Origin of the sequence: Taibaiella soli, from assembly GCF_003236175.1 — a bacterium.
GTDB lineage: Bacteria > Bacteroidota > Bacteroidia > Chitinophagales > Chitinophagaceae > QKTW01.
This window is the reverse complement of the sequence record NZ_QKTW01000017.1, coordinates 100,950-116,103: the sequence shown is the minus strand read 5'-3', so window position 1 is coordinate 116,103 and position 15,154 is coordinate 100,950. Positions and strand designations below refer to the sequence as shown.

The 15,154-nt window shown below is 39.4% G+C and carries 12 protein-coding genes; 7 read left to right on the top strand and 5 right to left on the bottom strand.

What is annotated here, in order from left to right; all coding sequences use genetic code 11:
* Window positions 1–37: 37 nt before the first annotated feature.
* The gene (locus DN068_RS11985) at window positions 38–1,171 is read right to left on the bottom strand and encodes a tyrosine-type recombinase/integrase (RefSeq protein ID WP_165836374.1); all 1,134 of its coding nucleotides are present in this window, start codon (window positions 1,169–1,171) and stop codon (window positions 38–40) included.
* A gap of 284 nt (window positions 1,172–1,455) precedes the next feature.
* On the opposite strand from DN068_RS11985, the gene DN068_RS11980 reads away from it, so the two are divergent.
* The gene (locus DN068_RS11980; RefSeq protein WP_110999167.1) at window positions 1,456–2,235 is read left to right on the top strand and encodes an HNH endonuclease; all 780 of its coding nucleotides are present in this window, start codon (window positions 1,456–1,458) and stop codon (window positions 2,233–2,235) included.
* Window positions 2,236–2,724: 489 nt separating this feature from the next.
* On the opposite strand, the gene DN068_RS11970 is transcribed toward DN068_RS11980, so the two are convergent.
* Window positions 2,725–3,309: a hypothetical protein gene (locus DN068_RS11970; protein ID WP_110999165.1), complete on the bottom strand. Its 585-nt coding sequence runs from the start codon at window positions 3,307–3,309 to the stop codon at window positions 2,725–2,727.
* A gap of 470 nt (window positions 3,310–3,779) precedes the next feature.
* On the opposite strand from DN068_RS11970, the gene DN068_RS11965 reads away from it, so the two are divergent.
* Both DN068_RS11965 and DN068_RS11960 read left to right on the top strand, forming a co-directional pair.
* Window positions 3,780–7,253 (top strand): CHAT domain-containing protein, encoded by a 3,474-nt coding sequence (locus DN068_RS11965; protein ID WP_110999164.1) that lies wholly within the window; start codon window positions 3,780–3,782, stop codon window positions 7,251–7,253.
* Window positions 7,250–8,161, top strand: coding sequence for a hypothetical protein (locus tag DN068_RS11960; protein ID WP_110999163.1), 912 nt, complete (start codon window positions 7,250–7,252; stop codon window positions 8,159–8,161). Before DN068_RS11965 ends, DN068_RS11960 begins: the two co-directional genes overlap by 4 nt.
* Window positions 8,162–8,404: 243 nt before the next feature.
* Here the strand turns inward: DN068_RS11960 and DN068_RS11955 are convergent, their stop codons facing one another.
* The 3 genes from DN068_RS11955 to DN068_RS11945 form a co-directional block, all read right to left on the bottom strand.
* Window positions 8,405–8,959: a GNAT family protein gene (locus DN068_RS11955; RefSeq protein WP_110999162.1), complete on the bottom strand. Its 555-nt coding sequence runs from the start codon at window positions 8,957–8,959 to the stop codon at window positions 8,405–8,407.
* 60 nt (window positions 8,960–9,019) lie between these two features.
* The gene (locus tag DN068_RS11950) at window positions 9,020–9,631 is read right to left on the bottom strand and encodes a uracil-DNA glycosylase family protein (RefSeq protein WP_207798920.1); all 612 of its coding nucleotides are present in this window, start codon (window positions 9,629–9,631) and stop codon (window positions 9,020–9,022) included.
* Window positions 9,632–9,924: 293 nt separating this feature from the next.
* Window positions 9,925–10,335, bottom strand: coding sequence for a hypothetical protein (locus DN068_RS11945; protein WP_110999160.1), 411 nt, complete (start codon window positions 10,333–10,335; stop codon window positions 9,925–9,927).
* Window positions 10,336–11,078: 743 nt separating this feature from the next.
* Here DN068_RS11945 and DN068_RS11930 point away from each other — a divergent pair.
* The 4 genes from DN068_RS11930 (at window position 11,079) to DN068_RS11915 (ending at window position 15,099) form a co-directional block, all read left to right on the top strand.
* Window positions 11,079–12,218 carry a hypothetical protein gene (locus DN068_RS11930; protein ID WP_110999157.1) on the top strand — a complete coding sequence of 380 codons (1,140 nt, stop codon included), beginning with the start codon at window positions 11,079–11,081 and terminating at the stop codon, window positions 12,216–12,218.
* The gene (locus DN068_RS11925; RefSeq protein WP_110999156.1) at window positions 12,205–12,660 is read left to right on the top strand and encodes a hypothetical protein; all 456 of its coding nucleotides are present in this window, start codon (window positions 12,205–12,207) and stop codon (window positions 12,658–12,660) included. Before DN068_RS11930 ends, DN068_RS11925 begins: the two co-directional genes overlap by 14 nt.
* A 71-nt stretch (window positions 12,661–12,731) precedes the next feature.
* A complete protein-coding gene (locus tag DN068_RS11920) occupies window positions 12,732–13,529 on the top strand; it encodes a hypothetical protein (RefSeq protein WP_110999155.1) in 798 nt (265 codons plus the stop codon).
* A 1,123-nt stretch (window positions 13,530–14,652) separates the two neighbouring features.
* The gene (locus DN068_RS11915) at window positions 14,653–15,099 is read left to right on the top strand and encodes a J domain-containing protein (protein ID WP_110999154.1); all 447 of its coding nucleotides are present in this window, start codon (window positions 14,653–14,655) and stop codon (window positions 15,097–15,099) included.
* Window positions 15,100–15,154: the final 55 nt, after the last annotated feature.

Below are 15,154 nucleotides of genomic sequence, written 5' to 3'. Positions count from 1 at the left end.
GATTTATAAATGCCACATCCGGTTTTGAAATTCTCCGTTAAAATTTGAGCAACCTCTCCGAAATCGATTTGAACTTCTGATCCGGCAAGGTCTTCAGATAATGTTCCGTTGTACTGCCGTTCGAATGTCCCAATGCATCAGAGATGAATGACGTTGCAACACCTTCAATCTTTAGTTTTGTTGCGTAGCTATGTCTCGCCAGGTTCAGCGTCAGATTTACTTCAAAACCTAATGTCGCACCAATTGCTCTCAAGTCTCTGTTTATGTTCCGCGCCATCACATCCTTTGCATGCTTTCGCTCGACGTCGGTGGCAAGTCCTCTGAAATGAGGAAAGAGATAGTCCTTTGTATTCAACGTTCCCCACCTTTCGATGATCGTCTTTGCCTCGGGATGCAGATATACAATGATCTCTTTTGACTCGTTGGATGTGCGGGAAGTCTTTGCACGAACGAATGAAATCATATTGTTCCTGATATTCTTTCCTTTTAGCGATAGCGCATCTTTTATATTCATTCCATTACAGAGATAGAGGAAGAAGAAAAAGTCTTTCGCTTTCTTTTCGCCGTTTGTCTTTGTTTCGTATTCCCACAGCGCCTTTAATTGTTCCGGATACAATACGTCTTTGGATCGGGATGCAGTTCCGATTTTGAATTCATTGAACGGGTAATGTCCTGCAGAGATGTAACCATCTTTGATTGCTCTGTTATAGATATGGCGCAGACTTCTAAGATAGATCTGTGATGTTGCGTTAGAATTGCCTTCACCGACATACCATGAACGAAATGCTTTCAAATATTGAACCGTGATATCTTCCAGGTAGAAATCTTTTCTGAACTTCTTAAAGGCAAGCATTGATTGTTCATAAAAACAGGCGCTTCCTGCTCGGTCTTCTTCTTTGAGTTCATCGATCTTCATCTGAAACAAAACTTCAAGGTTGGTCTTGTTATGTACCTTTAGATCGGCTTCAGACTTGAAGAGATTGGTAAACTGTTTCTGATCTGCTTTGGGGAAGTTGTATAGAATGTCTTTCGCCTTCTGTAAGTACTTATCGACTTTCTCTTTTATAATTTTGGCATCGATGGGAATGTTGCCGTTACCAGAGATCGCTTTGTCGAATATCTCTTTGGTGGAGTATAGTTGCAATCCGACTCTGAACTGGGAACCGTTCAAGTAAACTGAGAGTTTGACTGGAAGTAGATTTGAGTTCGCCATTGGTGTCCTGGCATCGAGGAAAGGATAGACTGATCCGTGCTGATTTATCTTGATGTTCTTCACTTGCTTTAATACTGTTTTATAAAGCGAGTGTAACAGATTACGACGAAAACATGAGATCTGGTGTCGACTTTTGCAGATCACCAGCGAAAGATTGTTTACTTGCGGCGATATGGACGTAGGTTCGGTAGAAAACATCAGAAAAATGATCGATTTAGTATATTCACAATAAACAAGATAGTATGTTATCTGCTGAACAATTGTGGCCTATATTCCTTAACAATGCAAAACTGTACGAAGTAACAGGCGAACTTTTTTATTCCTCGAAGCAGAAGAAGCCATATCAAATTATTGGTACAGCCCAAGATGTGGTGTGGGTGCGAGGAGGTGGTGCTCCCAAAAGAATTGGAAAAAAACAATTTAAAACCTGCATTAATAACATTAACAACGCAAACAATACATTAATCCCAAAGAGGAAGATTTATGTAACAATTGCGGAGGAATCTGCTATCGTTGAGTTACTACCGATGCTATGTTGGGCAAATGAAGGACGCTATATCTACAATGAAGCATTTGGCAACTTAGGTTTAAACGAAAAATTGAATGCTGAATCATGGATCGATGATCTAAACCTCAAAGCAAGTAGAGAAGTAACCATGCGTCCTTGGCAGCGGAAACTGAAAGACAAATTGCTAAACTTATATGAGGGAAAATGCGCGATAACAAAATGTAACATTGAACAGATTTTACAAGCATGCCATATCAAACCGTTTGCCGAAAATGGTGGTAGTATATCAACGAATGGTTTGTTATTGCGCGCCGACGTTCACCTTTTATTTGATGCTCATTTGATAAGCATTCAGCCCGAGAGTCTAACAATACACATCCACGAAAAACTGAACGAATCTGAGTATAGCGAATACAGAGGAAAGGCTCTAACGATGCGCAACGACAATAAAGCATTGGATTCTGACGCATTGAGATATCACTGGCAGAAATTTAAAACCAAACTTGAATCGTAGTAGTAGTAGTAGTAGTAGTAGTATACTAAATCATTGATGTTTTTCAAGTAACGGTAAAAACACTTGCCTTGGTAAAGTCGCTGTCTTTTGTATCAATTATAGAATTAGGCATTCTCATTGGGCAAACGAAATGCCTATTCGGTAAACATTACAGTCAACCAAACTATCCGTCTACCCCATATGCCAAATAATCATACAAACATACCAGTTTTCTAAAAATTGGTCGGCTGCTTGAAAACTTCGTTGTAACATTCACGCAAAATGCTCGTAAATGCTGAAGATCGATGTTTTTGAACTCAAGTAATGGAATGAAAACAACCGCGTGCTCTTTATCAAACGCTTTAATAAAAATGACTTTTTGAAATGAAGTATCAAATACTTGCATGTCATTTTTACAAGGCAAAAATGTTATGTACTCGAAATTCATTAGAAACAATTCAACCTATAGGTAGGCCTACATATTTTGCAAACTAAACAGGAAGCATTTATCTAATATTGAAACAATGAGCTAAAAGTTAAATTAAAATTATCTGCTCTCAAGTTATCCGTCTTTAAACTTTCTATATAGCTATCAAAATATCTCCTTAGAGCATCAAAAAAATTCCACGGACTTACTAAAATACCGTTATTAATAGGACTGTTATAAAAAACCATTTCTTTTTCGATGTGTATGCTATCGATTAGAAGTCCTGATTCTAACGTCATATTGTGAAATATCCCACATCTTGAAATTCGGTAAAAATTTGTGTGACGAATCTTGCGTAAAACAATCTCATCAATAAGACCATTGTTTGTTAGAAAATTTAGAAATGTATTAAATCCGTACTGGAAAAGTAGTCCGCTTCTACCGCTTTCACCTTTCAAATACCTGCCATGAGGTTCAAAAAATAGCAACTCAAGCCCAAACATCGCATAGCCATTTTCGAAGGACTGCCACTTATCAAGAGCTAATTGCTCCAAAGGTCCAAATAGCAAGCTTTTTATTTGTTCATTATAAACATCAATTGGGGATTTTCTACCGGATCTTAAATCTCCAAATGTTATACTTTTAGTAATTCTAATTAAATTATCCATAAATTTTTAGGTCCATTTTGCTTCGCAATGTAATCGATAAAGGCGTTTTCAAGATGCCTTATCCTAAGTGATTTTGGATGATACGCTCGGTAACTGTTTTCTGGAAGATTCAGATGTTTCAATTTGCAAAATTGCCTCGAAGTCCAATTTGAAATATCGATAAATTCCAAACCTTCAAAAATCACTTTTAGCCTTAATAATGACAGATTTGCTTTTCTCTTCCCTACAGGATATTGATTTATAACGCCATTTTTTAATCATGAAATTCCGGTCCAATGGCCTCAAAAATTAAGGTTATTATCATTCTTTATTACCAGTCTGCTATTATTTAGGCAATATAACTTTAAAACACTCAACATATCTAACAAATATACTACTTTACATATAGTGAATAGTTCGTTGATTGCTGATGCTGCGCTAAGAAGCAACATGCCAAAATGAAACACTAATAGCTAATCGCCACTATCTCCATGCAACAACCAATATTAAAAATTTTCATCCAAAGCCAAAAGGAACAGGAAGTTGAAATAAAAATGGAATATATGCTCCTGGACAAAGTACTGGATTGTTCAGTTGTGGCGAACCATGATTTCACGCAAAAAGACCAAGAGCATCTCCGGTGGTACCTGGAAGATTATACCTACCAGCCATTTGAACCCAATCCTGAAATTGCAAAACAAATTGAAGGCAGGCTTCAAGCGATTGGTGAACAATTTTTCATAAGCATGTTTTATAATGATGAAGAGTCCATTATACTTTGCCGGAACTTTCTTGAAAACATAGTACAGACAAAAGTGGATGTTGTCAACAATTCCCGGCAAGAGCTTCCTTTTCCACTTGAACTGATAAAGTCGCCGGACTTGAATGACCCCATTTTCTTAAAGGTAGAATCCATTTCTTACATCGTCCAGGGCAACACTACTTCGCAGACAAACATCGAAGCAGGCTTAGTCAGGGTACTCCTGGTCATATCCCGTCCCTCCCAATACAAAGACGTGCCCTTTCATTCGGTGGGCAGGATGCTGACTGACGCTTTAAGATCATCCGGCTCCAGACATATCATACTGGAAGTATTACGTCCGCCAACTTTTCAGAAACTTGAAGAAAAACTGTCGGCTGCTGTAGAGCGTAACCAACCCTATACCATGCTTCATTTTGATGGGCACGGCATTTTCGAAGATATCAATGCAGTAATGGTCGGCGAAACACCACAAAAATACAGGGGGTATATACTGTTTGAAAATAATAATTTCCCCGGCAACGTTGAATATATACAAGGCAAAGCGCTTGGGGAAATGTTGGTCCGGAATGGTGTCTATTTTGTTGTATTGAACGCATGCCAGTCCGCCAAATCAGTTGTTATCAACAGAAAGACGGTCTCAGGTTCATCCAGTTACGGCTACCCATCTTTTGCAACAGAGCTGATTAAAGCAGGAGTTACCGGCTGCCTTGCTATGCGATACAATGTTTTTGTAAATACGGCTGCTGATTTCATGTTTAATTTCTATTCCTCGTTTTCAGAAAACTTCAGCTTAAGGTCCGCAGCAGCAGACGCCCGCAAACAACTTCATAAGAACACTTTTCTTATCCAGGACTGGATTGTTCCCGTCACCTATGAACAGGAGCATACTCCTGTTATTAAAGCGGGCAATTCTCTTCCGACAGCAGACAGCCTGGATCAAAGCAATGAATTCGGTTTTGATGAAATGCCCTACGCGGGTGACACTATTTTTGGAATAGATCACTTGTTTTTGCACCTTGAAAATATTTTTAATAACCACAATTCAGTGTTGGTTGAAGGATGGGCAATCGGCGGCAAGACAACCGCTATAAAGGCTTTTGCATCGTGGTATAAGTTTACACACGGCGTTGAACAAACTGTTTACTGCAGTTTTTGTGGTTTGCAGGATTTCGATGCTTTTATAGGCAGGTTAGAAAACATATTATTGCTGCATACAATCCCAGACCCTCAGGCCTACGAAAAAGACCGAATCCGGAAAATTCTATTAACATTGTCGTCTGTGCAAAGCCTGCTTGTATTAGATGATATCCACGCTGTATTGGGTAACTGCTTCAAGAGTGCTTACACGTGGTCAGAAAAAGATATTTGGCGCACAAAGCAGTTCCTGCAACAATTGCAAAGCGAAGTCATAAAATTTATCATTGTCAGCTCTGGCTGGGGCGAAAAAACATGGGATACCGATGAAAAAACTTTCGTCAATTTTTTAACAATAGAAGAAGCTGCAGCTTATGGGAATATGCTTTTAAACCGGGAGCATGTTAAAGTCAATCCTTCGGCTTGGAAAACCCTGATAGAGTTTCCGCAAGGAAACCCCTTACTTGTAAAGGTTTGCATGGATTTAGTCGTAAAAAACAAACTGGTCAACTACCAGGAATTTGAAGCAACAACGCTACGTTTGAGACGCGGTTTATATGAAAACATGGCCGAACAGGTGCTTTCGCAACTGTTAAAAGATCGAAGCCAATTTCAAACAATGTTGCTGCAAAAATTCAATTCCGTTCAATTGGACAAAATTTCATGCACACAACCTTTCCAGACGTGGTTGAGCCTCACCGATCTTGGCTTAATGGCAGACTCTAAAATGTCATTTTACTTTCCTATGCTGACCGGGTTCGACGAACATGCTGACCTGGAAATATTCAAGGCATTTGCAGACATCGGCTTAATGACCAGCTTGTCCAAAGGCCTTTTTGCAACCCATCCAATGTTGCCGTTTTTCCTGAGGGGCCTGTATGAAGAAAGAGTGGTCGCCAAATTCGGCAGCGATCTCGAGCGGTCATTTGCCGGAGATTTTGCAGATATGGGCGGTTACCTCTATGACCAGTTCCTTGAAGGCAACCTGCAGGGATTTGCGCTTTTACAGCAAAATAGATTTAACCTCTGGTTCGCACTTGATCTTGCACTGGAACACAAGTTATTTGTGGCGGCGAGAGATATCTTTCTTGCGCTGGTGGAATATTATGAAAGAAATGGCAGGGCATACGATATTCTGCGCTTTGTAACCAAAATGGAGCCTTTTTATTTTGATTTAAAAACCGGCTACCCGCTTAATGAAGATGATGGGTGCTGGCATTTTATTATGGAGGCGAAGACCCGCATAACAATGGATTTTGGCAACGCGGCTTTGAGTGAAAAACTGTTGGGGATAAAGATGGAAATTCAACAGAAAAAAGCTGGTGCCCTTTTAGATAAGGATGAGGGCACGCTTACCAGCCAGGAAAGAATTGTACTGAATAACTACCAGGTCACTGTCGGTGAACTTGCTTCGTTGTTGGCAAAACACGACGTCAAAAAAGCCATTGAACATTTTAATACAGGAATGAAAATTGCTGAAAAACTTGGTGATAAAGCAAGCACCACCATTTATGCACTCAATCTTTCAGGTTGCTATCTGCAACTTGGCGTAAAAGAAGCAAATCCTGCTTATGAATACGCTCAAATAGCATTTGAGAACTGTCCTGCTGAAAATAATGAGCAAAAAGGCGGAGCGCTCGTTGCCCTGTCTCAGGCCCGGTTGTATCAAAGCTATGATCTTTCGCTGACCGATGAACAGTACGCCGCTTACTTACAGGAAGCGTATTCATATTGTTCGGACGCTATAGACGAACTGCCTGCGAATGCCGCCATGAAACTGCTCCAGACCTACCAGACACGTGGCAGCATCCTAAACCGCGCAGGTCATCCCGCTAAAGCAATGGAGAGCCTCAATCATGCGCTTTCATTCGCGAATAAACACGGCTTCTTCGATGCGGGCATAACCACTCGGCATGAAATGATTGATGCAATGATAAAACTGAAAGAGTACGATAAGGCCGTCGCTTATGCAGAATATATTGTGAATAACGGAGATGCATCCACTCATGCCCAAAGCATCGCTTACGCCAATAAAATTATTAGCCAATATAAATCAAACGTACAATGAGCTCAGAATATACACTGGATCAAATACCCGTGGCGGGAAAGCTTCCAAAGGAAGAACTGATGAACCTGCTTTCTTCTCTTGGAGAAGATATTGATCAGCAGGGTGAACAGTTAAAAGGTGAGGAAGGCGTCAGGAAAGATTTTTTTTTAAATCTTTTCGGTCAGAAAGCATGGATTCATACCGGGCATAGTTTCGGTTTCCTGCCTCCGTCAGAACCGGGGTCTGAATTTATTTCTATCAGGCACGCGGGGAATATCGAGGCTGATCAAAACCTGAAAAATACGAGAATAAAAGTCACATTGGACAGGCTCCGGGTAGCCGATTATCCCGGATCAGGCCAACACTTGGTCCTGTTCGATTTCTATGCACAAAATCAACTTCCTGGCACAATCGAACATCTCCATTTTACCAATACATACACCGCAAGGGAAGGAGAACAGGCCGGAATCATCGGATATCCTGTATTTGTCGGCCTGAATGTTGGAACCGAAGGAATAGCATTTCGCTGTTTTACGGTCAACGTAAAAAATGAGTCGGATGAAAAGTTTCTATCTTTCCTGGATTCAGATGTGTTCAAATCAGGGCTTGAACTCAGTAAACAGTTACAGCCGGCTATCGCGCCCCTCTCCAAGATGGCACTGGGCATCTCTGAAGCCATTGCAAAAAGAAATAGAAACGTGCCCGTGCAAAGTTTTTATATGGGCCTTGACTTTTCAAAAATAAGTACACGCGCCCGTTTACGTGAAGGGTCTTATATTGCCGTTCAAATACCCGAAACACTGGTTACTGCCTGGGATTGGGACGAATGGGTTTTCAATCCATCCAACGGCCAGCTGGTGCATGCTGATGAGCCGACAAAACTGATACCCTACAACTATATTGTTTTTGGGATTAGCCGCTATGAATAATTATTCAATATTCTTTTATCAGGCAGGCAGAATTAGTACAAGACCCGTAGCAATACTTCGACATCAGGACAAGGACAATTGCAATACATTTACCATCGGGGGCAATTTATCAAAAAACGACGTTTATAAAAAGTACGTGGCTAATTGATTTTACCTGATGAATGCAAACATTTGTCAGTTTATTGAAGTTTCATTTTACTTGCAGCAATATTGCCGCAGGTAAAATGAAAAACACCTTGGTTGCTACTGTGTTCTCAAATCGTATAGGCAGTAATAATTAAGGTCATCTTCGTCAACTATTTTCCAACCGACTTTTTGATGTGCAGCTCGCTTCGGATTTTCATTTACTCCGATCGAAAATAGAAAATTGTATTTCTCTTTTAAAAACGGCACTAAAAAATCAAGCATTGCTTTGGGAATACCTAAACGTTGAAATTCCCTATCAACAACAATCTGTGTTCTGATGGATACTCTTGAATCAGCCGGAATTAAATTCTTTTCCTTGAGGTTCGAGATCGCAAGATTATATTGATCCAACAGAGAGGAACAATTGTCGTTGATATAGTAGGCGACTACTGCACCATCAGAACACGCTACAGCGGTATCCTGAGCTAAAATGATATTAGAGAGGTCCTCTGAGTTGTATTCGTCGCACAGCAAAAAGCCATCTTCTTTGTTGGGAATGTCAAATGAGTTTACAATCCATTTTTTGTTCAATAGACTAATGGCATCTAAATCTCCCAACGTTGCAAGTCTGATATCAATGCACCTCCCAGACGTACATGTAAAATTGTTCATAAAAAATCTTAAGTAGAATCATTAACGTCCCCCAACGGCATTCGTTATTCCAACACCTTGTTACAGGCTATTCCCAACTTCTTGTCGCCACAGGGCAATTTTATCTCTTATGGTACCACCCCGTGTTGACGGTGTCGGTAATCCGTTTGCATAAATTCCTAAATTTTGGCAATGCAATAAAATTAATTGCCATTGCGACCATATCCTTGGTATCTCCCCGGGTGTGGACCGAGTAAAAAATACAGCCTTTAAGGTTCTACGGTTTTGACTTATGAGTCGTATTATTTGATGTGTTGTAAAATCAAGATTAAAGACATATTGCCTATCAATCTTTTTATCAAGATTTTTGTCTTGAAACCCACGACACAATAGATCGTTGTGCTCCTCATCATTCTCGTTCCCATTCAAAACCGAGGAGATAATATCTGTTAAACCAATATTGTGATTAGTACAGAATGCCTCCCATTGTTCCGGACCTTGGTCGATTAGGCAGTTCTCATTGAATGCATGTGGAAGTATGCACCAAAACAGGCTTGACGCTCGTCCATAAAAATAGTCTGCATTCTTCCCGTTGGCAGCATCCCAAACGGGATTAAAAGTCCCAATAAATAAAAACTCTAAATTCTCCTGTTGAGGGATCAATATGTGGTGAAATCTATGTTGACAAGGCATGTTTTAATCTTGTTTTTGTTTTGGCGTATCATCCCCGCTATGTTACTGCAATTTTGATGCATTTTGTTTCGCGATGTAATCGATAAAGGCGTTTTCGAGATGCCTTATTCTAAGTGATTTTGGATGATACGCTCGGAAACTGTTTGCTGGAAGATTCGGATGTTTCAAATTGCAAAATTGCCTTGAAGTCCAATTGGGAATGTCGATAAATTCCAGACCTTCAAAAATCGCTTTTAACCTGTTATCAAAAGATGGACCGGTAAAGAATAGGCAGAAATCTGGCTTTATTATTTCTATTTCATTGAGCAGAATTCCGTCGATTTTAGAAATGGCAGCTTCATGTTCCCATAACGTCGTCCTGCATCCAAATCGAACTTACTAAGGTTCGTCCAGGCACATGAATACGGTTCATTCCCGAGTGCCTTTTCAACTTTCCTTGTAATGTTCCAGAATGGAGATGCATAATATTCAATTCCGACGTTAAAGCCCTCATAGGTCCCCATCTGTTTTTCCAGATCATCCACGTAAGATGTCCAACCATTGGTCTCCTGTCCGACAATCAACAATCGATTCGGCTGACCGCGATAGACTTCGCCAGGAGACATCAAAAATGGTCCCGCCAAATCGTCCTCGGGAAAACTGTTAATGATAGATTTAAAGTTCTTTTGCTTCTCTTTGTACAGAGACAACAATTCGTTTCTCATGATGGTTGATTTTTTATGTTTGAAATAATTGGTAGGTTGTTAATGGACTATTGAATAACTCAGCAAAAAAAGTTCGTCAGTTTCTCTCAGAGTTTTCCAACCCACACTTAAGTGCGCTTTGAATTTGGGGTTCAATTTTGACACCATCGCAAATAAAATATCATATCGATCTTCTATGTTGAGGAGAAGACGTTTAAACATCGACTTTGAGAGGCCTTGCATTTGAAATTCAAGATCAACAACAGACTGCATCGTTGCGCAAAAATGGATTTCCAAACAAATATCCATTTGCAGTATTGACTTCCAACGAATTTATGGAACCATTTCTTATTCAAAAATGAGATTGAAACCTGAAGTTACGCCGTTTCAATTTGAAGGTTTATTGAGCGGTCCATGTAGCAAGAGTTACAGTTCATTAAAAGTAAATTTATTAATCAAATCACCAGAGTTGCTCGAAATAATTTCTATAATGTACAAGGTCGGACCGCTAAAAAATAACAACAATCAATTAGCAAGAATTGCCCAGAGTAACTACGTGAAAACTACCCCCATCTCCACCGTCAATTAACGCATATGTATAATTATTATATTTTATAATTTCACAATAAAACATCACACTAAATTTCAAAGAAAATTTCAACATGTTTGTTTTGATGAAACTTACTCCCTTAAGGGACGTTTTGAGTTGTACGCTTGAATTTGAATTATGCATAATGTTTTATGGATATTGTTAACCATTCTCGATGATGAAAGCTGCTTTATTTACAACTTTCGTAACATGTAGTATATGTATACTCGCATTTGGCAAGCAAGTCAAGGCGCAAACCAAGAATGTCCAATTAGCAGATGAAATTAATGAACTCTTATTAGCTACTGCGGTTAATATAAACTCACTGGATCTTGCAATCGGTGGAAACATAGATTTAAAACAATATACACCCTTGTTTTACGAAAGAACTCCCCCAGACGGCAAATTTGATTCGGTTAGTCATGGACATGCCGTATTACAAGTTGGCAAATTAGTTAAAGTAGACTCTGCAGTTGTTTCAAATACGCTGTTAAAATTGTATGTATCGGGAACAAGAGAATTCAGTGGTACACTTATGCCTATTGATTTTTTAATGGCGGCCACTTTAGACTCAAATACCTTCGAGAAAAATGATTTTATGATTCATTTTTTGTGCAAGCTGAGCTACTTATCTCAAATCCCAATAGATAGTATCTACATATTTTGTAGTACTAATCCCAAAAAAGAATCGAACGCAGCGTTACCGTCAGAGTCGAAATTAGATATTGTTAGAAACTTTGTGCTCTATTTTGATAATGAAATGCGGGTATGTGAGATAAAAAATCGTGTGTTTGACATAAATGGAGTCAAGGACGGCTCATGGAGCATGAAACATTACATGAATATATATCAACCCAGAGCGATGGTGACATACGAATTTGATTTTGGAAATCCGCTTTTTAATGATGATTTATCTGGAAAGGAACGGCGCCAAATAGAATCAACTGTAAAAAATCAAATAGAACAATTCATGCTTAAAAAATATAAGCCGATTTATGGCTCAAGGTTTCTGTCAGATGGTCATACCGGTTTTACGTTTGCTTTAGCGCCGGGCGAAATTACAAAGGATAATAAAAATTGGGAATACATACATCTATACATAATATATGAAGTATACAGTAGAGAATCCGGTCACTTGACACTGCACTGTGAGGCAAGATATAAAACTGCTAAACCCGACGGATCAGGCCCTAAACCGGAAACAGTACGAAATGGCGGGGTTCTAATTGAAAACGGTCAAAGGCAATTATTAGACGACTATTTCAATCAACTATCTAAAGAAATTTATAAATATATAAATCATGAAAGAAAATAAATTAATAAACATACTTAGCATCTTATTTATTACCGGTCATTTTTCAATTATTATAGAGATATTGGCACTACGTTTTATCGGATGGTATGATACTCCAGCAATAAAAATATGCCTCCCAATTATTGTCCCGCTGTTTGCGGCGTATACGACGGTTATTATTAATTATTATGTAGTCAATAAATCGAAAACAAGAGTATCAGAAGACCTCGTAAATATTGTATTCGCTTTTATCGCGATTTTTATACCTCTTGTGTTTATATGTATTATGGGTTACATTCTATATTATCAAGCTGTCAGCCCAATGGATAATGATGATTTTACTTTTTTTTTGGGTTTAGGTGAATTAATTTTTGGCGTATATCTTGGCATATTAGTTAAATCAATCTATGGCGCAACTCCACCTTTAGAGTCTAAAAAACAAACTGAAAGTCAGCCTACCTAAGCATTGTTATCACCTACAACATATAGTGAAATAATTTAAAACAATAATATTATACATCAAAAACATGCAATATGAATCCGCAACAAACGAACAATCCAATCGATATTCTTGAAGACTTCATAAAATATCCAACCACACAAATTTCAGCAGACCAAACTTTAGTGGTTCCTGGAACATCCGTTTTTTTTCCCTCTTTGGAGATGGGACCAAGGTCAAAGCTTTTGATTCCGTCGCACTTTACAAGCTGTAACATAATAATCGGAAAAGGTTCTTTCGACGCCGATACAGAGATTGTGGCAGACGGTGACAATGGACAAGATGGTATTAAACCAAAGGACAGTTGGGATAGTACCGGTTGGTGGCAGGCTGATGGAGGTCAGCCGGGCTTAAAGGGTGTCGCCGGAACCTCTGGAACGCCAGGGGGACCTGCCGTACAAAACGTAAAAATTCAAATTGGTTTGACTAAGTTAATTAGACTAAACATCCACGCGAATGGAGGTAATGGAGGAAAAGGAGGAAACGGAGGCATGGGACAAATTGGAGGAAATAAAAGTGGAATGTTTGGTTCGAATGGGGCCGGAGGGGCCGGAGGTGACGCAGGGTCAGGTAGCAATGGCGGCAGAGGAGGTAATGTGTTAGTTGAAGTTTGGGCTGCAGACTCGACCTTAGATCTCGATGCAATTCTGCAGTACTTAAGCGTAAATGCAAGTGGGGGTTCTGCAGGAAAAAAGGGCGGGCCAGGGTCTGGCCGAGAAGCGGGCAACAATAGTGGACCTCATGGAGGACCAGGTCGAGAAGGCAACGATGGTCTCGCTGGACAAGATGTACCCACTCAACTTATTAAAATTTCTAAACCACCTTTACCGTAATGAAATACTTATATAGTTTTTTATACTAAAAAGAGCAGCTACTGTTTGCGGCGGCTTTTTATTTAGCATTATTTGTTCGTTAATCGCCATTAATAATGATTGTCCTTTGACGATACAAAATTTTAGAGCTGGAACTATTTGGACCTGGGATAAGGCTCTCATCTTTACGGACTTGTCTCATAGCCACTTTTTCCTTGCATTAAAACTTACACTAAATTTTTGCGATTCTTTTTGCGCAAAAAACAGATGTGTTTTTCTTGTCGAAGTCTGCAATAGGTGATCCAAATTAGACTTTCGCTTAATTAACGACGTGTATTTATTAGTCGCTATTAATCATGTAATTATCATTTCGCGACTCAAAATCTGGTTATCGCAAGGTAGTGCAGGTTCGATTCCTGTTCTGGGCACCAGAGATTTACAAAGGAGTTACGAAAGTGGCTCCTTTTTTATTTGCCGACTGGCTTCCGTCAACGAAATTACAAAATGATACCGTCGACTTCCGGATACCTTTTTAGCACGGTTAATCAATTTCTTTTTCACATCGTCGGTCCTTCGAGTTATCAAGGAATATGAATTGTTCTCTTTTATTGATTGAGCCCGTTTTCATAACTAGTGCATACCTCCAAAATGAAAGGAAACAGGTTCATCATGTTTATGTTGCAATAAGTTTTCGGAAAACCTAGTGTAGTATGAAATGTCAGCTTCAGCAGTTTTACAACAGCATAAGTCCCGTTGTCATGGCTACTGCCTCCGCCGCCCACGAAAGCGACCACGACGTTAAATTTCAACAATTCATAGATTTTATCATAATCGGCATTGCCTGCTGGTGTTTTATAATCGATGCCGAGATGGTCTAAATAATAAGCGTATACATCGTACTCTGTGTGGGCTGTATGTATATGCGATGGACGCTGGTTTCAGTCCAATTAACGTGGATTGAGTAAAATCAATCAATATTTTGACAGTCGTGTGTCAAAATATTAGATAAAGTCCTTACCTTTGCGCGCGATTGAGGAATCTCGAAGGGAAAGTGATTCCTTTTTTTATTGTTCCTATCCTGACTTCCGCGTTGCTTTTTTGCACTGGATAAATAACCCCACTACGCAAACACAACAAACATTGTATGAAAAGAATTATTGCACATAGAAAGCTTTTAGGCGTTGATAAAACTGCTGATCTTAAAGAACTGAAATCAGTATACCGGAACATGATGAAAGAGTTCCATCCTGACAGGTTCATAAATGATGAAGATGGTAAATTGGTTGCTGAAGAAAAAAGCAAGCAGGTGATTGAAGCGTATCATTTCCTGGTGAGCATTGCGCCGGAAACTATCGAAGCTGCATTGCCAGAATATACTGCAACGGTGACGAATTCGCAGATCCTCCACTTCTCTTATGAGAAACGGATTTTACAACTGAATTTTGTAGATGGCAGCAGTTATGAATATTTTGGTGTGCCGGAAAATCTGTATGCTAAACTGCGCAACTCTGATATTCCTGCACGTTTCTGCCGCAGACATATCTACCATGAGTTTGTGTATAGAAAAGTGGCGAAGGCTATGGAAGCATAAGGTGTTGCTTTGATAATATTTTGAAAGGCTGGGCAGAATGTCCGGCCTTTTTTGT

Excerpts from the sequence above, each read along its gene's own strand:
- DN068_RS11980 (WP_110999167.1), top strand. The coding sequence starts at position 1,456 with ATGTTATCTGCTGAACAATTGTGGCCTATATTCCTTAACAATGCAAAA.
- DN068_RS11970 (WP_110999165.1), bottom strand. The coding sequence starts at position 3,309 with ATGGATAATTTAATTAGAATTACTAAAAGTATAACATTTGGAGATTTA.
- DN068_RS11965 (WP_110999164.1), top strand. The coding sequence starts at position 3,780 with ATGCAACAACCAATATTAAAAATTTTCATCCAAAGCCAAAAGGAACAG.
- DN068_RS11960 (WP_110999163.1), top strand. The coding sequence starts at position 7,250 with ATGAGCTCAGAATATACACTGGATCAAATACCCGTGGCGGGAAAGCTT.
- DN068_RS11955 (WP_110999162.1), bottom strand. The coding sequence starts at position 8,959 with ATGAACAATTTTACATGTACGTCTGGGAGGTGCATTGATATCAGACTT.
- DN068_RS11950 (WP_207798920.1), bottom strand. The coding sequence starts at position 9,631 with ATGCCTTGTCAACATAGATTTCACCACATATTGATCCCTCAACAGGAG.
- DN068_RS11945 (WP_110999160.1), bottom strand. The coding sequence starts at position 10,335 with ATGAGAAACGAATTGTTGTCTCTGTACAAAGAGAAGCAAAAGAACTTT.
- DN068_RS11930 (WP_110999157.1), top strand. The coding sequence starts at position 11,079 with ATGATGAAAGCTGCTTTATTTACAACTTTCGTAACATGTAGTATATGT.
- DN068_RS11925 (WP_110999156.1), top strand. The coding sequence starts at position 12,205 with ATGAAAGAAAATAAATTAATAAACATACTTAGCATCTTATTTATTACC.
- DN068_RS11920 (WP_110999155.1), top strand. The coding sequence starts at position 12,732 with ATGAATCCGCAACAAACGAACAATCCAATCGATATTCTTGAAGACTTC.
- DN068_RS11915 (WP_110999154.1), top strand. The coding sequence starts at position 14,653 with ATGAAAAGAATTATTGCACATAGAAAGCTTTTAGGCGTTGATAAAACT.